An 18213-nucleotide genomic window follows, 5' to 3' on the forward strand; every position below is an offset into this window, starting at 1 on the left:
TTCCTCACGGAAAAGGGGACATCTATCGCGGGGCAAACGCCCGCAGGTCCTGTGAGGATAACAGCGCGCAGTGGGCGATTCCAGCCCCTTAAGCAGCCCGCTTGGTGGCCTGGACCTCGATAAGTCCCAGCGGGAAGGCGAGCGGTTGATTGTCGGTTACGGTGGCTTGAATGGCCACGTGCCGAGTGGCGTTCAGCAGAATCGGGCTTTTGAGATTGGCGGTGAGATTATTGCCATTCTTGCTTACCACACATAGGAAGTAGAGCAGATCATCCGAGTGGAGATTGAGAACAGCGAGATCCCGCTTGTGGACATGCGCCTTGTAGTCGGGCAAGTATCGGCGAGGGCTAACTACCGGAAGAGCGACATTCGCGAGCGCCACCGACTGCAGCCAAGCCACTTGGCTGTCGTCGTCCGTCGACAGGAGAATCCAATGCCGACAAGTCTCGAATCCGACCAGACCATGCGGCATCAGCAACATGTCCGAGTGATTGATTTCAATCTTTCCGAAACGTGACGATTGGATTTGCATGGCTACACCGTGTATCGAATTTCGTCCTTTTTGTTACAATCGTTTGAATCGGCAGATGCGGGGTCGAAGCGTGAACGCAATTCCAGCATCTGCTCTTTTTTTCTTGAGTCATTTTCCTCGTCATTTTGCAAATTCCTGCAACCGAAGCTTTCTGAATGAGTGACAGCAATCTTTCGAAACGGATCGAAGACATCCGCGTGAGGCTCGCCCCGCTGCGAGACGGTCTTTGACTACGCTGGGAAACTGCAGGAGATTGCCTTGCTCGAGGAAACGATGGTCCGGCCCGACTTCTGGGATCAGTCAGACAAGGCTCAGCAAGTCGTTCAGAAACTGAAATCGCTCAAAGGAGTTGTCGAACCTCTCAAACATGCCATCCATGCCTGCAATGATCTTGCAGAACTGGTGGAAATGCTGGAGGAAGACCCCGGCGCCGAGGAAGAAGTAACGTCGGAACTGCAGCAGCTCGAGAGCTCGGTGGAACAATTGGAACTGCAGGCGTTGCTCAACGGACCGAACGATAGCTGCGGCGCGATTCTCTCGGTCCATGCGAGAGAAGGGGGTCTCGACGCGAACGACTGGGCTGAAATGCTACTCGGCATGTACGCTGCTTGGGCGCAGCAAAACGGCTATAGCGCCGAAATTGTCGATCGCTCCGACAACGAAGGGGCCGGAATCACGCAAGCCACCATCATTATCCGAGGTCCCTTTGCCTACGGATACCTCAAGGGCGAAGAGGGGATCCATCGGCTCGTCCGAATCAGTCCTTACAACGCGGAAGGCAAACGGCAGACCAGTTTCGCAGCGGTCGACGTTTCCCCCGAAATCGAGGACAGCGTCGAGGTGGAAATCGACGAAAAAGATGTGCGCGAGGACGTGTTCCGCGCCTCGGGTGCCGGCGGCCAGCACGTCAACAAAACCAGCTCGGCGATTCGATTGACCCACATGCCCACCGGTATTGTGGTCCAGTGCCAGAACGACCGGAGCCAACACAAAAACCGCTCGCAGGCTTGGAAGATGCTCCGCGCTCGGTTAGCGCGGATCGAAGAAGAAAAGCGAGAGGCCGAAATGGCGGCCAAATACCAAAACAAAACGGTCACCGGCTTCGGTTCACAGATCCGCAACTACTTCCTGCACCCCGACCAGCGGGTGAAGGATTCACGAACCGGTTTTCAAATGGGAAGCTTCCACGCCGTCCTCGGTGGCGACATCCAAGGCTTCTTAGAAGCTTTCCTCAAATACCGCATGGTAAACGCGACTGAGTCCTAACATGGCGGAATTGGAATTTGCAGACACGAAAGTCATCTACGAGTGGGACGTCGATCGATTCCGCCATCGTTTGGCAATTCGAACTCCCGACGGATGGCTCGATCTCATGGAATCGGTCGAGGGAACCAGCAGTGACCCTTGGCCCCCCAGCCCCCCCTGGCAACAAATCGTACGCGAAAGCATGGGGCACCGAGGCGAAGACGTATTGCTCGGTGTGGGACTTTCAGGGAACGGACACTGGTCCATCGCGGTCCACCCTACCAACACCGAACCAAGCCAATCCCACCCGACAACCTATCAAGGCCTCGCGTTCGATGTGGCCTGTAAAACCAGCAAACCGGCCATTCACCTTGGATCCACCTGGAAGGTAGGTCCCCTTTGGGCCGTTCCGAGCATCAGCCCTACAGAGGTGATCTTTAGCACCCGATCCTCAGGATCGGAAACTCAGGCTCATCTTTTTGTAATGCACGGTGCAGCGTCCGTGCGGATCGAGGGCGCGCACACGATTCTCGAAATGAGCCCGAGCAGCGATCCAAGGACGCCTCATACCCACCGCTGGGCCATGCGAGTCGAAACATCGACCTAGTCGTTTAAGGTCGTTTGTCGAAGTAATTCTGAAAGACAAGTGGCAACTGGTAACCATACGCTCGCCAGTGCTTCGCCAGCGGTCGCTCATGCAAACCTGCGATGATGTTGCAGTTGAATTCATGAACCACGGCATCGACTCCAAACCGCGTATGCCAACCTTCCCCCAGCGTTCCCGGATTGCGGAACGAGGGCTGGGTCGAGCCTTCGGTGAACCAGGTGTATCGCCGAAGCAGCGATTCGAGAAGTTCCATTCGCGTGAGGTACCGCGTTTGATCCCCATCCGGAGGACGGCTGATATGGAGTTTGCCGTTCCCATCATTGTGCAGCTCGATTGCGAGATCTGGACGATCCCCACGATCAATCTCTCGCTGCAGCCAGCTCTCCAACGCTTGATTTTCAGGGGACAGAACGGGATCGGCGGGATTGCCCCATTCTCGATTCAAATCCTTCCCGCGAGAGTTGAAGCGGGTTCGCCCCCGAGCTACCCCATCTTTGTTCGCCATAGGGAGGATAGCAAAGGAGACCTTCTCCAAAATCCGCTTGGCTTCCTCATCCCCTTGAAGCAATCGCTCAACCAGTCCCTCAACGACCCAATTCCCACCCGCCTCCCACGGATGCGCGCGAGCGCGGAGGAACACGCGATAGGGTGCGGAAAGAGCGCCGATTTGCACGACTTCGAGAGGCCGTCCCTCCACTGTCTTCCCAATCGTTTCGATGGATACACCGGGAGTTTTTCGGAGCTTTTCTAGAAGCCTATCGCAATCGGAAAGCCGATACGGCTCGACCCGGGCCACGTAGATCGCCCCCCCGCGAAGAGGAATCAATCCGAACACACGACCATCCCCGGTCGGCTCGAGGGACAAGGATTCCCACTCTTTTCCATCCTCCGATATGACCAAGCTCAACAACTCGCGAGCCACCGAACCGGGTTGTCCATTCCAGACATTCTCCAGATTGTTGAACTCCGTCCGAACGGTTGCCCCTGCTTTTCCATGGACTCGAAAGTGAATATGCCCCGCGGCTCGATTCGGCGAGTCCCGTTCGTGGTCGTAGAGCAAATGGATCTGAAGAGTCCCCTTTTCATCCTGCTCGTACCAAAGCGGCGACGCGTTCTCGAAAAGGGCATCGACGTAAGTGATCTTCTCTTGGGCCGCGACCGCGACCGTCGCCCCCTGTCCCCCCAACTCCTGCCCCATCAACGCGTACGGTTTCGCGTCCCCTCCCATGACAGCCCATGCCACGCCCACAACCGCCCCCAATGCCTTCCATCTTCTCATCGATCTTGCCCCCCACTCGCCACTCGCCACTCGCCACTCGCTACTCGCTACTCGCTACTCGCTACTCGCTACTCGCTACTCGCTACTCGCTACTCGCTACTCTTTTGGCGGCAAGACTCGAATCCTTACCGGAGCCGTGTAAAAAAAGGTTGGGAAATCGCGAGGTGCAATTTCTTTCGCCAGTTGCTCGATCTTCATGTTGGCCGCCGCAATGGCTTGATCGAGCGCCCCTTTCTCCGCATCGGTGGTCGCTTTCTCTTTCTTGCTCACCAAGCGATCTCGGTACGCGACGTGCCGAGCGTGCGACTCCGGGTGGACACTCATCTTCCAAGTCATTTCACCTTGAAAACAAAGAACGTATTCGCCGGGTGGAGTGTCTTTTGCCGTGGTCAACTCCGGTGCAACTTCTTGTCCGTTAGCCGCCAATTCGATATCGGGCAACGTGCATTTCGGGGGAATATACTGACCTCGGAGAATGCATTTGGCTTCCCCTCCGGCTCGTCGAATGGCGACCAAGGGAATGGAAATCTTTTCGCCTGCCGCCACTGTAAGTTCGTCTGGGGTTTTGCTTTGAATGGTGATCGGTGCGGGCTCCGAACTGGTGCGGAGCCAAAGCGAGGAGGCAAGACGCGAAAGAGGTTGCCCTCGCTCCGCGGTAGCGCTCTGAAATAGGGTGCCAATCGATACGGGCGACTCCACTACGGCATCGCCAATCTTCCCTTTGGCAACCAATTCCAAGGACGCAACGGAATCCCCGAGCTGCTCCGACCCGCTCAAGAGCAAGACTCCTTCGTTCTGTCCCGGCGCGATGCGAGCGGGCAGACATGCAATCCCCTCGGGCAAAACACGGGGAGTGACTTCGACTTCGCCCGTAAATCCGCCCGATCGGACGATTGCGACATGCAACGCGACTTGCCCGCCGCGCGGTAGCAAGGCTCCGGTCAACCCCGCGATAGCGGGATTATTGGTCCACGGGCTCCAATGGGCCATGCCATAAAACCGTGGAGCAGGAGGTCCAATTCGCAACCGAAGTGGGTGGGTGCCAGGGCTGGAAATCACCGATCTCGACTGTTGATCCGACAAGCTGAGCGTTACGCGCTTTGGGGTGGATTCTCCTGGAATGGAAATGGAGACTCGTGGATCGTAGGACAGAAGAGAGATACCCTTCGATCCTACCGCGGGGGAGTCTTCTCCTACCTGCGAAAACTTCGGTGCTTCTTTTTGTTCCAATTCCGAAAGGGAAACCGTCAGCCTAACGTCGGTGGAATGCCCCAATGAGTGCGAGAGTACCTCGGCTTCCAACGTCGTCCCAGCGGCTTGGTCCCATTGAAACACCGCGCCCCGCGATCGATCCAAGAGAACTTCGCAGGGAGGTGTGAGAAGAACCGGTGCGTCGTGAGCGGCCGTTTCGATGGAACGCCGATCGAGGATCGGCCAAGCCGGCAGGTTTTGAGTCGCCGCCGAGCTAGCAGGTGCCACAAAGGGACTGGCGTGAAAGGGAGTTTCCGGCGTTGGACTTAGACCGATCAGAAAAGGAAAGGCCTCTCCGCCCCGGTACAAATCATCGCTGATCTCAATGGTTCCTCGAAAGCCGTTTGGAATCGCTCTCACAATTGGCAAGCGATCCTGCCACCGCATCGATTGCACGGCAACGCCCCTCTCGTCGCGAATTACCAATCGAGGGAGCATCATCGAATCCAATCCCGTCGTGATACATACCAGATAGTTGGGTTCACCTCCCGTTTCAATCGGAATCTGGATTCTCTCTTGCCTTCGTGCTCGGCCCGCCATCCAGACCCCGGTTCGAAGAGGCTCGACCGCACCCGTGGCTGGGATCTCCAAAACCTGGGACGAAGCGGGAGCAATGGCGAAGAGACGTGGGTTCGAGACTCCGTACTTACCCACCGCATGGACCTCCACGACTCCGGGCGGAACCTCCGGTGCAATCGTCACTTGGAAAACGCCATACTCGCTTTGAGCCTCATCATCTCCCGGGAGCGGTCCTCCCTTTTTCAGCTCGGCCTGGATTCCCGGATGAGTGAATATCAACCGATCTACATCCTGCGCATTGCGACCGATCACACGGAGCTCGAAGGCCCCACCTGCGACAGCCGCATGGGGCGAGATAGCATCCAACGCAATACGTGGAGGCTGAGCCTCGGACGGGCGCCCCCCCAACGTTCCAAGTACAACCAAAGCGCAAACGATCGACGATAGAATTCTCAAGGTGGGGAATCGCATGGTGGGTGGCAACGACTAGTGATTGAACAAAAACTCTTTGCTGTTCAATACGCTCCAAGTCAAATCTTCGTACGCCTCCCGCAATCGGTCTTGCCGGCCAAGCAAATACTCCAGTGCAGCGGTTTGTTCGGAAGGAGTCGGCTCACGAGACAACGCGAGCAAGTAGAGTTCGGAGATGTTCGCCAGACCCTTTTCGCGGATTACCTCGGCTGGTGATTTTGCCTCGTTCGGAGGAGGGATCTCAGACCAAATCGATAATCGATTTCCCGCCGCAGAGAGCTTGGTATGCATCTCTTTGGAATTCATCAAATGGAGACTTTGAGCCAAGTTCGACGCAGTCGTCCGCTCGCATTCGCAGGAAGTGGCCGATTCTGGGCGGCCGAACACAGTCAAGAAATACGACTGAAAGGAAGTATCGGGAAGCTGGATGGCCCTCGTACCGGCCGGCATTCCTTCGAACCCGGAACGGCTCGCTGTCACATCGTCGATCGCATCGAGAAGCAATTCAGCCGGCAAACGCTTGGGGTAATAACGCGAGTAGCAATTCGAGTCGCGAAGATTTTCTGCATTGGCATTTTCACTGAGCTGGTAGGTGCTCGAGTTGCAAATGGTCCGAATCAAATGTTTCAGATCGAATTTCGACTGGATCAATTCGTTCGCGAGCGCGTCCATCAGTTCCGGATTCGACGGTGGATTCGTAACGCGCAAGTCATCTTCCGGTTCTATCAGTGCCCGTCCGAAAAAATGTTTCCAGTATCGATTCGCCACCGATTTCGCGAAGAACGGGTTGTCCTTTTCGGTCATCCAATCGGCGAATGCCTCCCGCGGGTCCGCGTCGGGTGGCAATTGCAGCGGAGGTGCGTCGAGGCCTGACGCCGGCAAAGCCTGCCCCGACTTCGGATGTTTGGCCGCTACATCTCCCAGTCTGGATACGAAGCGAGGCTCTTGCGGGCTCAACCCGTCACGCCGCTCGACTTTCGAGAAGAAGGCAGCCATCTGAAAGTAGTCTTGCTGGCCCCATTTTTCATAGGGATGGTGATGGCAACGGGCGCATTGCATCCGCTGCCCCAAAAAGAGCTGTGCGGCATCTTCGATGCGAGACTCGGTATTGTTGACTTGCCGATACCAAATCACAGCCGGATCGACCTGCGGTGACCCCGAAGCCGTGAGAAGCTCACGCACGAATTGACTGTATGGTTTGTTGGATCGGAAACTATCCACTAGCCAATCGTGGAACGCGAATGCCCCATAACGAGTATCCTCGCCCGTATGTCGATTCCGCAGGATCGCGGACCATTTGCCGGCGAAATGATACGCATAGTCGTCACTCTCCAGGAGCCGATCGACAATCTGCTCGCGAGGCGCTCCCTGGCTCGATCGTATCTCGTGCAAGGTTGGCAATCGGCCAGCAATATCGAGGGTTACTCGGCGCAAAAACGTCGCATCATCGCACGGTTCAGACGGAGGAATCCCGAGCGCTCGCAACTTGGCAAATACGGCGCTATCGAGCGAGTTTCTTTCTTCCGGCCAGCGATCGATGGCAGTTCCCAGAGGAATACTAGCCCGAAACACGGCCACCTTGCCCTGGTACCGGGCCATGACGGATACCTCGCCTGCCATGTCGCGGAGCTGCACTAACCCGGTTGCGGATACCTCTGCCATATCCAAATTATTCGACTCGTATTGAACGGTCCGCGAGATGTCTTCTTTTTGTCCATCCACATAGGTTGCGATCACCGATAGCTGCTGACTCGCACCTCGCTGCAACCTGCTCGCTGCAGGAATGACTTCGATCGACGCGACCTTCTTCTCGTTTTCATCGCCGTAGGGCATCGCCTGCGAGATCCATCGCCTCAAGATGCGGTACTCGTGCGAATCCATTTCCATCCTCTGCCCGCCCCCATGCGGAACAGTCCCTACCGATTTTTGCAGCAACAGACTGGCATCGGGGGAAGCAGGAAACAAACGCCTTCCTCGCGACTCCCGAACCAAATGCTCGAAGTCTTCGCGAGGCTCAAACCCCAAGAGCGACAGTCGGAAACCATTTTGCCCCGCCATCTTTCCGTGGCATCCACCACCATTACAACCGTACTTGGTAAAGATCGGTACAACTTGATTCGCGAAATTGATCAATGGCTCTTCATCGGGAAAAGCCACGGTAATCGGAATCGAATGCGAGGCTCCATCGGCGGATCGCGCCGTGATGGTTCCATTGCCGGATTGTTGCGGAACGATCAACCCGGTAGCGTCGATTTTCCCCAGTTCGGCCGGGGCGACGTCCCATTGGACATCCCGCGTCGCATCGACCTTTTCTCCTGTTGCCAAGCTTCTGTCCACCAAAAGCTGGACGCGGGAATCGCGGCTCCGGAGCTCGATCCGATCCTGGTGGATGCGCAGCGTGTCGTCCGCTCGCGATAACGCGGACAAACCGAGCAGTGCCAAGGCGAAAACGCTTGCGAGGCGAGACCAAGCCAAGGCAACCCGGAGGGCTCGAGGTTTCATAGAATCACGTTTGCGAGGGGGGAAGTAAGGCGGGGATTGGGCAAGGCCTTCGAGATCGTCGGACCTCGAAGGGATTCCACGCGTTGGGGGAAGGAAACGCGAAGGCTAAATCAATTCTTTGATCGGGTCATGGTCCACCAAGAATTGGGGGCGTCCTGTCGGATCCGCGATGGTGGTAGCTGCCGTATTGATGCCCAAATTGTGGTAGAGGGTCGCGATGATCTCCTGCATATGGACAGGACGGAGGGCCGCGTATTCCCCAAGCCGATTGGTTGCCCCGATCGCTTGCCCGGTTCGCATGCCTCCCCCCGCTAAAAACGCACTGCTGACCTGTGCCCAGTGATCGCGTCCACCCTCGTTGTTGATCTTGGGAGTCCGTCCGAATTCACCCCATACCACCACGGTGACATCGTCCAACATTCCGCGGTCGTGCAGATCGTCGATCAGCGCACTCAAACATTGATCAAGCTTGCTACCATGGTCGCGAACCAAATCAAAATTCTTGCCGTGCGAGTCCCAGCGACCAAAACTCAAACTAACGACTCGCACCCCGGCTTCGATGAGACGCCGAGCGAGCAACAAGTGATCATTGCAAGTCGGTGCACCATCGTACTGGTATTTATAAGGCTTTCCATCGCCGTAACGCTCCAATGTTTTGGGATCTTCTTTCGTCAGATCCAAGGCATCGAGCAATTTGCTGCTGGTGAGGACGTCCAGAGCCCTTTGTTCAAATGCGTCCATCCCGGACATGATGCCGCTGGTGTCGATGTCGCGTCGCATCGTGTCCAAGCTTGTCAGCAGCCGGCGGCGATCTTGCAATCGATCCATCGAAATGCTGTTGAGCTTCATGTTCTCCATACCGGGGCCATCCGGCTTGAACGCGCTATATGCAGCGCCGAGAAATCCGGCTTCACCGGAGTTGGACCAAGGCATGTGCTGAGTCTTTTGGGCCAATCCCACAAAAGGAGGAACAGCCGCATCGACCGGTCCGTGCAATTTGGAGACGGCGGAGCCGATGGAGGGCCGGCCACCGAGCGATCTGAGATCATCGGGAAACCATCCGCTCATGCATTGATGGGACTCATGGCGATCTTTGCACCCGACGACCGATCGGATCACCACCGACCTGTCCATGCGCGCAGCGATTTTCGGAAAGACTTCGCAAATCTGGATGCCTGGAACGTTGGTCGCAATCGGGCTGAACTCCCCGCGGATTTCAGCTGGAGCTTCGGTCTTGATCTCCCACATATCTTGATGGGGAGGACCTCCACCCAAAAAGATGTTGATCAGTCCCTTATGAGAACTCTTTCGCCCCGCTTGCTCATCGGCTCGGAGCAGGTTGGCCAGTGAGAAGCCTCCCATACCAAAGCCCAAACTGCCAATCGAAAGGAAGCTGCGGCGAGAAAGACCACTGCATAACGACGTCGGACGACCTAGAAAGTCAAGCATGATCGATTTGTGAAGTGGGAAGGATGTGGCGGGGAGGTAGGAGGGAGGCACGCCCCTCGGACAGGATGACGCACCAAGACTATTATCGACTGGCAAGGGAAGTGGATGCAATACCCTTTACAGCGCCCGCAAGGTTAATCTTGACCACAAATTGGCTCGACCGGGCAGCACATCGCCTGCCTGGCGGCCAGGATTTCATGTGCTGCCCAAGTTCGATGGTTCGCAGGCAATAAATAGCGGGGGCCGCTCAGCAACGATTCGCTACCCCCTAAGAAGTCATCGGTCGCCAGCCCCAGCTGTAGAGCCCAAGGCCTCGAGTAATCCTCCCAAAGGATCGTCTCCGGCTCCGGGGTCGAGACGGCGGCGATCCAAAGCTTCGCTTGGGGCATCGGATCCAATCGCAACAAATCCTCTGGCTTGGGACAGCAGACCCATTCCAAATCGTGCAGATCGTCGGTGCGCCGCAGTTCTTCCTTGAGCTCCAGCTCCAACTCAGACGACGGCGTCGCGATCACGATCGGTCCGGGGAATGCTAAATGGTCAGAGAGGGTCGCCAAAGTCCAGCCAGAAACGGGGTCCACCCAATCCGCAGCGATTTGCTTCGCAGGGGTGAGAATGAACGAACGCATGCACATCCGAGGATGAGGGACTTTGAAATGGGGAGTCCAAATCCGCAGATCATCGTGTAACAAGATATCGATATCAATCCGTCTGGCTTCCCAACGTTGCAATCGATGCCGCCCCAGCTGCGCTTCGATCCCCTTGATTGCATCCCAGACCGTCCAAACGTCATGATCGGATCGCAATGCCAGAACGCAGTTGATGAAATCCCCTTGGCCGGACGGTCCCCCAACTGGCGGCGTCCGAAAAAGACTCGAGAACCGTAGATCGCCCGCTGGAAACGCTTCTCGAAGCAACTGCTGAGCGTAAGAAATGGTCTCGGCTACATTTCCTAAGTTCGCTCCCAAGCTGATCAGTGTTCGAGGCATATCACTGCATTTTCAAGGCGGATTCGATGGTGTCCAGATACCAGTGCACCACCATGTCACTGGGTTGGAGCACCTTTCCCTTATTGTAAGGGGCCGCCGCGGGTCCTGCTTTAGGACAATCCTTCCGAACATAAACAAAATAAGCGGGAGGGTTGGTCTGTCCGTCGTCTCGGAAATGAAGTTTGTAAATGTGGGAATTCTCCATGGCATACTCCGCACTCATACCCAGATACGTCCATTTGGCTGGTGACTTTCGGTTGCGGATCTCCCGAAAAACGGACTCGGACTCGAACTTTTGCTTGGCTAAATCGACAGGCGATGGCTGCGAATCCTTGAGCGTCGTGGGCGGAAGTGCGACCACATCGGCGGGAACCCCCTGCAACATCATCGCTTTGTACGGTTCATTTTTGGACAAATAGGTCAGATAGTCCTCGGCCAGATTTCGGGCGTACTGCAGATCGTAATTCGTCAACATCGAACGCCGAAATACCCCCCAGGAACCGGTCGTCGCGCTAATTGCGATTGCGACAAACGCCAGCAGCTTGGAGAGTCCGCTCAGCTGGTACTTGGGAGCAATCCGCAACACGGCGCATCCGACGATGGCGGCAATGATCGCGATCGGCAAGAAATGGACATAAAGCACGGAAAAGGATCCCATCAACGACAGAACCACCGCGACCAACGAAAGACCCGAGAAATTCTTGGCATCGACAATCTCTTCGGTTTCAGCGTGGAGGTAGGTCTCGGTCATGTTGTTCTGTCAAGAAAAGGGAATGAGATGGACTCGTGGAAGGCGCTGGGCTGAGCCTTTAAATTTATCTAGGATCCGCTCTTCGGTGCAGTCCTAAGTATCGCTGTCCTTTAAGATAGAACGATCCGCTGGCCATTACGCCCCTCCCTCCTGTATGGTTCACCCACCGAGAAATCTGATGAAAATCCGACAGCCTCTTCTCCCAACCAAGTCCCGTCTTCGAGCTCCACACCGCTTGCTCCCCCATTCCCTGACCGCGTTGGCCATGGTTTTGCTCGCCTCTTCTCCCGGGCTCGGGCAGCAACCAGTCCCGACAGGGAAATCGATCGACGGTTTCACCTTCCAGCTTGCCGACGGCTGGGAATTGGAAAAGATCGCAACTTCGGAATTGGTAAAATGGCCCATCGCAGCGACATGGGACCCCTCCGGAAATCTCGTGATTGCGGAATCCGCCGGGGTCAAACAATCGGTCCAGGAGCAATTGCAGTCCCTCCCGCATCGTCTGGTTCGATTGATCGACGAGGACCGCGACGGTAGCTACGACAAACGACAGGTCGTCGCGGAGCAGCTCGCTTTTCCAGAAGGGGTCCTCTGTTTGGGTAACGACATCCTCGTTTCTGCTCCCCCTCAAATCTGGCGTTTGATCGACTCCGACGGAGATGGAGTGTGCGAACGACGAGAAGTCTGGCATGACGGAAAAACGCTCACCGGATGCGCCAACGATTTGCACGGCCCGTTCGTCGGACCAGAAGGCTGGATCTACTGGTGCAAAGCCGCATTCGCAGAACAATCCTTCCCGATCGCCGGCCCCTTTCCCGCCAAGAGCACCGCATCGCACTTGTATCGACGACAAGTCGATGCACCGAAGTCGGATCGTCTCATGACCGGCGGCATGGATAACTTGGTCGATATCGCCTTCGACGATCTCGGCGACAAATTTTTCGTCTCGACTTTTTTACACCATCCCGGCAACGGTCTTCGCGACGGGATCGGGCACGCGGTCTACGGCGCTGTCTTTGGAAAGGATCACGCGGTACTGCGTGGACATCCGAGAACCGGCCCCCTTATGAAGCCCTTGGTAGAACTGGGCCCTGCAGCCCCCGCCGGGCTCCTCGCGGTTACCGACGACTGGAGCAACGAGTTGCCCCCCTATGCAAAAGCTCGCACCGCAACGGGAACCACTCCTCGCAATACCTCACTTGCCACGTCCCCCCAAACCACCTTGATCGCCGCCCAGTTCAACCTCCAGCGAATATCGATGCACCGATTGACTCGTGAAGGTGCATCCTATCAATCCAAAGATTCCGATCTTCTTGTGTGCGATCAACTCGACTTCCATCCCGTCGACGTTCTTCAAGACGTCGACGGTAGTCTGATTGTCGTCGACACAGGAGGCTGGTACGACCTCTGCTGCCCAAGCTCCGGGACAGAAGAAAGGGTGGCGGCGGGCGGGATCTATCGGCTCCGTCATGTCCGAACCCCTCGCGACTACCACAGCCGATGGACTCAGGTGCAACAGCGTGTTCAAGATGGACGGTGGCGTGAATTGCTTCGAGATCCGCAGCGGCGGGTTCGTGAACTAGGTACGGAGCATTGGCTGAACGCGGGATTCGATGCGACGGTCCATTCCTCGGACCATGCAGAGTTGCAATGGCTTCACGACCTCATGAACGATTCCAATGAACCAATGGCTCATCGCGCATCGGCCTTTTGGGCGCTCGCGAAGTGGATCGAGCGATTCCAAAAGACCGAACAAGCTCCTGGATTCGTAGTGCGTGCACTGGCCGAAGAATCGGATCCGCTTTGCGAATCAGCCCTCCACCTTGCGTCCACCTATCGATGGCCCGATGTCGCTCCTCGATTGCGAGAACTCGCTCGCAGCCTTGGAAACCCAATGGTACGTCGATTGGCAGCGGAAGCCCTGGGCCGGATCGGGGATGCCGATAGTCTCCCCTCCCTGCTCGAAGCGTGGTCGGTAGCCGATAGCGCTCCATCGGATTCGACGGTGGATCGCATGCTGGAACACGCCATCCTGTTCGCCATGCTGGAGATTGCCCAAGGTGACGAGCAAAAAACAAAAGGTGTCGCAGTTCTCCGATCGATCTGGATCGATCCGACCTCGAGCCCATCGCTCAAATTTGCAGCATTGCACGTTCTTCGCGAACGAGGTCTCGACGAGGGACTCACAAACGATTCGGCCTTCTCCGAAAGATTGATTGCCTCGGTCGATTCTCCCCATCAACGCTTGGCGCAAACGGCACAAGAAGTCCTCGCATCAAACCGCGACTTGATGGCGGTTTTCATCGAGCGATTGAACTCGATGTCCGACTCGCAATTGGAGGCGTCCAGCCCAACTATCCATCGGGTCTTTTCCAAAGCCTACACCCAACCTATGGTTCTCGCCTGGGTCCAGCAACGGGTGCTCCAAGCCGATCGACTGGCCCCCTGGCGCATCGATTTGTTCGAAAATCTTCTCGAACAATATCGCAACCAATCCTTGCCGGCAGAATGGGCCGACGGGTTGGCCCAATGGGTTCAGACGGGTTCGCAAACGGCCTCCCGACTCCTAACGCTGCTTCAAACAGTGAAAGTACCTGCAGGTAGCAGGTCGCTCATCGATGCCCTCCACGCTCGTTTGAGCGAAAAAGATTTGCCCGGTTCTGCCCTAGCGATCGGCGCCATGCCCGAAGGTGCGGCCAATATCCCGGACTCGATTCAGCAGGCCATCGTGACCGACGCGATTCAACTCGAGAATGCAGACAAGAAGCTATTATGGAATGCGATTTCCAAGTTAGAACTGAGTGACACATCTTGGAAACTCCTGGCTCGCTCGCTGCCATCCCTTCCCCCCACTGCGTTTTCGAAAGGTCTGGAGAAGCTCGCCACCAGTCGTCTCGCTCAATCCCCCGAGGTGGGAAAGGAGTTGCTCCGTGCTATCGAAACGATACCGACGACCAAGACCCTCGCACGCGAAACGCTTGAAAAGTGGTTTGCAGGGCACCCCGCTCCCACCCGAGAAACTTTACGGGACTCGCTCGATCGACTTTTTGCCCCTCCGCAAGAAGTACAGTCCTCCATCGACGCTGCGATGACCTCCCTTCCCAAAGGAGACGCGCATCGAGGGCAAGACATCTATCGCAGCAGCAAAGCTGCGTGCAGCGCGTGCCATCGGATCGGATACGTCGGAGGCAACATCGGACCAGAACTGACTCGAATCGGTCGTTCCCGCACCCAACGAGACTTTATCGAGTCCATTCTCTTCCCCAGCCACCGGATCGCACAGGGATTCGCGTCCACCAATATTTTGACAACGGACGAGGAAGTCATCTCGGGACTCGTTGCCTACGAAGACGATCAACGCGTGGAACTGATCGTGTCGGCCGACAAGCGTGTATCGATTGACAAATCGACCATCGAGAAGCGATCCACCAGCACGGTATCTTTGATGCCAGCTGGGATCGATAAACTACTCTCTCCTCAAGAACTCGCCGACTTGCTCGCGTTCCTCGAGCAAGCTCGTTAGGAAGTAATCGGTTTGAAGACAGTACTCATCGCCGCCAATCCTAAATCAGGCAATACCGACCGAATGGAATTGGTCGAGGCGTTGGCCCGTCACCTAACAGTCGACGGGTATCACGCCGAGATTGTGAGCGAGCTTGAAAAACTTCAAGGCAGAATCCTGTGCTTGCACGCGGAGGGGGAACTGCATGCCGTCGTGGCGGCGGGAGGAGATGGTACGGTCAGCGCCGTAGCCACCCGCACGCCAACGGAAACCCCCATCGCGATCCTTCCTCTTGGCTCCGAGAACTTGCTGGCGCACTACTACGGAATACCCCGCAACCCCTCGCACTGCGCCAAAGCGATCGCGAAGCGGGATCTTCGTATCCTAGATGCCATGGAGGTACAAGGTACGATCTCGCTCCTGATGGCATCTGTCGGCTTTGATGCCGAAGTGGTTCGACGAGTCCATCAGCATCGAAAGTCCCATATCACGCGTTGGGCCTATCGCTATCAAGCTTGGTGCACCTGGTGCACTTACAGCTGGCCCAAGCTAGATGTGACGATTTCCCAATCCGTGGGCGATGGCTTTGATTCGAACTCCACGACTTACCCGTCCCAGTGGTGTTTCGTTTTCAACGTCCCGCGTTACGCCGCGGGGCTTTCCATCATCGAGCGTTCCGATCCTTCGGATGGCAAGCTCGATGTCGGACTGTTCGAGAAGAGCGGGCCGATTCGTGGATTGATGCAATTTTGGGATGTCCTGCGAGGCCGGCATATGCAACGCCCCGATTGGCGTCATCTTTCTGCATGTGAGATCGACATTCGACTGGCGACGAAATCGAGTGGGGAGGCCAGCGTGCAGCTCGACGGGGATTGGGCTGGGCTTTTGCCTATTCGCATCCGCATTGCCCCCCAACGGGTTCGACTGATCGTTTAGTCGCGGTCGCATTGTCTAGTCGAGGTCGCATTGTCGCACACACCGGGCCCGCCGTGACCGCAACCTTCTCATCTGATCCAGTTCTCGGGGGAGAGTGGTCCGACGTCAGTTTTTGTACCTGACGCGCGAGTCCTTGTGTTCTTGATTTCTTCGCAAAGCAAACCGAAACATCGCAAGGTTACTTTACGGGCAATGCCGGTTGTGTTTGTTTACTCCGCGTTGCCACTCGCCGGAAGGACGCTTGGCTTGGGCCAGTGAAGACGCGATGGAATCACCTTCCTACGCTGTTCTTTCCACGGACGATATGGATCGAGAGACGACGACTCTCGTACGACGAACCGCATGGATGGACATGAACACATGCGGCTATGGAATTTTCGGTGCGAGAAGCCATCACACCGGAGGCTTGCAGGTCGCAAGGTGGGATGGAAGCGTCGGTTTCCATTCGCAAAATATCGACGGGAGAGCGTGGCGGGCACTAGGCACTCGCTCCGCCGACGAAGTTTTGACGAGGATCGACGAATGAGTCCCGTTTGGTGCGGCCGTAGACTTTGATACAATGAGGCATCGGTGTGCACTGCTATGGGGAGTTTCGATCAGACTCAAAGGAAGAAAGTTATATGAAGTCGCTTTGTTGGATGTTCTCCATCGTCTGCTTGGGTTTTGCCGGATGCGGCGCGCCACAGCCTCCCAATACGGGTGAGACCGTTGCGAGCCTGTTGGCTAAAGCAGACGCATTGGATGGCCAAGTCGATAAAGTGGTCCACCGCTGTTATGTCTGCAATCTAGGAATGGATGGCAAGGAGAAGTTGGCCGTTAAACATGCGGGATACACGGCACACCTTTGCAGCGAAGGTTGCAAGCAGGAGTTTGCCGCCAACGCCGATTCGATCATCGCTCAGACGTCGATTCCGACAAAATAATTCTTGAGATGCCAGTTCGATTCGTGTTTTGAAATCGCACGGCCGCAGCATCATGCCGTATCCGAATCGGAAAGGTTATTGGTACGTTTGCATCAGCTTTGCACTGATTGCTTGCACCTCGCGAACGGTGGCACAGGAGGGGGCCCCCCTCGAGGTGCACCGTATCCGAGGTACGACGATGGGGATGGCGTTCCAATGCCAAATCGCAGATGCCATCGATCCGTCTCATCTCGAATCCATCCACCAAGAAACCGCCGCGGAACTCGAACGCCTTGAAGCGATATTCTCCCTCTACCGTCCCGAGTCAGCTCTATCCCGTTGGAATGCCTGCTCCTCGACCGATTGGAACTCGGTACCGTCGGAAGTCATACAGCTACTGGATTTCGCACTGGTACTTCACCACAAAACGTCTGGCAAGTTTGATCCTACGATCGCCCCATTGATGCGAGTGTGGCGTGTCGGATCGCTTGCTCAAGACTGGCATCCCCCTACCCAAGCGGAGATCGGTGCCGCCAAGAATCTGGTAGGCATTTCGCGTTTGGAATGGCGCGCTTCACCACCGCAATTGCGCAAGAACCATCCTGCGATGGAGCTCGATCTAAACGCGTTAGTAGAAGGCCTTGCGCTCCGAAACCTGGAGAGAATCTTGGACCAACACGGAGTCTCGAACTACTTGCTGCACCTGGGTGGCGAATTCTACGCGAGAGGAAACCATCCTAATCGGGGCGATTGGACCGTTTTGTTGGAGGATCCTGAAGGGCCCGGGGGGAATGATCTAACCCACGATTCGAAGTATGCGATTTCGCTTCGTGATGAATCCATTAGCACCTCTGGGAGCTATCGAATTGGTAAAGAGTACGAAGGCCGTCACCACTCCCACTTCATCGACCCCGGAACTGGGGACACTGTTCAGAACCGGAACCGGAGTGTGAGTGTGGTGTCGAAAGACCCGTTGGAGGCAGATGGATGGGCGACGGCCTTGATGTTGCTAGAGCCAGAGCAAGCAATCGAGTTGGCCAATGAACGCAACTTGATAGCGTGCTGGGCCACCCAGGACGGATGGCAATTTTCGCAAGCCGCTATCCGGCAGTCCACCTTTCAATCGTTATCGGAGCACGCGAGTCAGCCCCCGCGACCTTCACCTCAAAAAATCGCGCCGAACTCTTGGCGTTGGCTTCAATCTGTTTGGCTTCTTTGCCTCGGTGTTCTATTGGCTGCTAAACTATGGCATATCCTTCGCGGAGCGCGCTCCTAATC

Annotated in this window: 14 protein-coding genes; 7 read left to right on the forward strand and 7 right to left on the reverse strand. The window is 56.2% G+C overall.

Translation table 11 applies throughout. From position 1 onward, the window contains the following. Positions 1 to 88: 88 nt before the first annotated feature. Complete coding sequence (gene fliW / locus VN12_RS18130; RefSeq protein ID WP_146678156.1) at positions 89 to 532, reverse strand: flagellar assembly protein FliW; 444 nt, start codon at positions 530 to 532, stop codon at positions 89 to 91. Positions 533 to 687: 155 nt separating this feature from the next. Here fliW and prfB point away from each other — a divergent pair. Together prfB and VN12_RS18140 are read left to right on the forward strand one after the other, a co-directional pair. Next, positions 688 to 1798, forward strand: a protein-coding gene (prfB, locus tag VN12_RS18135; RefSeq protein WP_409994258.1) for a peptide chain release factor 2 whose coding sequence is annotated in 2 segments (ribosomal slippage) — positions 688 to 759 and positions 761 to 1798 — 1110 coding nt in all. Because the reading frame shifts where the segments join, the coding sequence is not laid out codon by codon here. A 1-nt stretch (position 1799) separates the two neighbouring features. Beyond that, a complete protein-coding gene (locus VN12_RS18140; RefSeq protein ID WP_146678158.1) occupies positions 1800 to 2384 on the forward strand; it encodes a hypothetical protein in 585 nt (194 codons plus the stop codon). Positions 2385 to 2388: 4 nt separating this feature from the next. Here VN12_RS18140 and VN12_RS18145 read toward each other — a convergent pair whose 3' ends face one another. The 6 genes from VN12_RS18145 to VN12_RS18170 all read right to left on the reverse strand — a co-directional run bounded on the left by VN12_RS18145 (position 2389) and on the right by VN12_RS18170 (position 11595). Next, positions 2389 to 3663 carry a M14 family zinc carboxypeptidase gene (locus VN12_RS18145; RefSeq protein WP_205855080.1) on the reverse strand — a complete coding sequence of 425 codons (1275 nt, stop codon included), beginning with the start codon at positions 3661 to 3663 and terminating at the stop codon, positions 2389 to 2391. Positions 3664 to 3759: 96 nt separating this feature from the next. Continuing rightward, on the reverse strand, positions 3760 to 5889 hold the full coding sequence (locus VN12_RS18150) for a hypothetical protein (RefSeq protein ID WP_146678159.1): 2130 nt from the start codon (positions 5887 to 5889) through the stop codon (positions 3760 to 3762). A gap of 30 nt (positions 5890 to 5919) precedes the next feature. Further along, the gene (locus VN12_RS18155) at positions 5920 to 8406 is read right to left on the reverse strand and encodes a DUF1553 domain-containing protein (RefSeq protein ID WP_146678160.1); all 2487 of its coding nucleotides are present in this window, start codon (positions 8404 to 8406) and stop codon (positions 5920 to 5922) included. Between the two features lie 105 nt (positions 8407 to 8511). Further along, a complete protein-coding gene (locus VN12_RS18160; protein WP_146678161.1) occupies positions 8512 to 9855 on the reverse strand; it encodes a DUF1501 domain-containing protein in 1344 nt (447 codons plus the stop codon). A gap of 134 nt (positions 9856 to 9989) precedes the next feature. Further along, positions 9990 to 10844, reverse strand: a complete 855-nt coding sequence (folK, locus tag VN12_RS18165; RefSeq protein WP_146678162.1) for a 2-amino-4-hydroxy-6-hydroxymethyldihydropteridine diphosphokinase — start codon at positions 10842 to 10844, stop codon at positions 9990 to 9992. 1 nt (position 10845) lies between these two features. Further along, positions 10846 to 11595: a hypothetical protein gene (locus tag VN12_RS18170; RefSeq protein ID WP_146678163.1), complete on the reverse strand. Its 750-nt coding sequence runs from the start codon at positions 11593 to 11595 to the stop codon at positions 10846 to 10848. A 178-nt stretch (positions 11596 to 11773) separates the two neighbouring features. Between VN12_RS18170 and VN12_RS18175 the strand changes: the two genes are divergently transcribed. The 5 genes from VN12_RS18175 (at position 11774) to VN12_RS18195 (ending at position 18211) form a co-directional block, all read left to right on the forward strand. Further along, complete coding sequence (locus VN12_RS18175; RefSeq protein WP_168164491.1) at positions 11774 to 15118, forward strand: HEAT repeat domain-containing protein; 3345 nt, start codon at positions 11774 to 11776, stop codon at positions 15116 to 15118. Positions 15119 to 15130: 12 nt separating this feature from the next. Then, positions 15131 to 16033, forward strand: coding sequence for a diacylglycerol/lipid kinase family protein (locus VN12_RS18180; protein WP_146678165.1), 903 nt, complete (start codon positions 15131 to 15133; stop codon positions 16031 to 16033). Positions 16034 to 16274: 241 nt separating this feature from the next. Then, positions 16275 to 16559 (forward strand): DUF1559 domain-containing protein, encoded by a 285-nt coding sequence (locus tag VN12_RS18185; RefSeq protein ID WP_256388099.1) that lies wholly within the window; start codon positions 16275 to 16277, stop codon positions 16557 to 16559. 94 nt (positions 16560 to 16653) lie between these two features. Continuing rightward, complete coding sequence (locus tag VN12_RS18190) at positions 16654 to 16956, forward strand: hypothetical protein (protein WP_146678167.1); 303 nt, start codon at positions 16654 to 16656, stop codon at positions 16954 to 16956. Positions 16957 to 17008: 52 nt separating this feature from the next. Continuing rightward, positions 17009 to 18211, forward strand: a complete 1203-nt coding sequence (locus VN12_RS18195; RefSeq protein ID WP_146678168.1) for an FAD:protein FMN transferase — start codon at positions 17009 to 17011, stop codon at positions 18209 to 18211. Positions 18212 to 18213 lie beyond the last annotated feature (2 nt).

The sequence above is a fragment of the Pirellula sp. SH-Sr6A genome, from assembly GCF_001610875.1.
In the GTDB taxonomy this organism is placed as follows: Bacteria; Planctomycetota; Planctomycetia; order Pirellulales; family Pirellulaceae; genus JBKCUI01.

Coding starts and splice junctions, on each gene's coding strand:
- VN12_RS18160 (WP_146678161.1), bottom strand. CDS start 9,855: ATGCTTGACTTTCTAGGTCGTCCGACGTCGTTATGCAGTGGTCTTTCT.
- fliW (WP_146678156.1), bottom strand. CDS start 532: ATGCAAATCCAATCGTCACGTTTCGGAAAGATTGAAATCAATCACTCG.
- VN12_RS18155 (WP_146678160.1), bottom strand. CDS start 8,406: ATGAAACCTCGAGCCCTCCGGGTTGCCTTGGCTTGGTCTCGCCTCGCA.
- VN12_RS18175 (WP_168164491.1), top strand. CDS start 11,774: ATGAAAATCCGACAGCCTCTTCTCCCAACCAAGTCCCGTCTTCGAGCT.
- VN12_RS18140 (WP_146678158.1), top strand. CDS start 1,800: ATGGCGGAATTGGAATTTGCAGACACGAAAGTCATCTACGAGTGGGAC.
- VN12_RS18195 (WP_146678168.1), top strand. CDS start 17,009: ATGCCGTATCCGAATCGGAAAGGTTATTGGTACGTTTGCATCAGCTTT.
- VN12_RS18190 (WP_146678167.1), top strand. CDS start 16,654: ATGAAGTCGCTTTGTTGGATGTTCTCCATCGTCTGCTTGGGTTTTGCC.
- VN12_RS18170 (WP_146678163.1), bottom strand. CDS start 11,595: ATGACCGAGACCTACCTCCACGCTGAAACCGAAGAGATTGTCGATGCC.
- folK (WP_146678162.1), bottom strand. CDS start 10,844: ATGCCTCGAACACTGATCAGCTTGGGAGCGAACTTAGGAAATGTAGCC.
- VN12_RS18145 (WP_205855080.1), bottom strand. CDS start 3,663: ATGAGAAGATGGAAGGCATTGGGGGCGGTTGTGGGCGTGGCATGGGCT.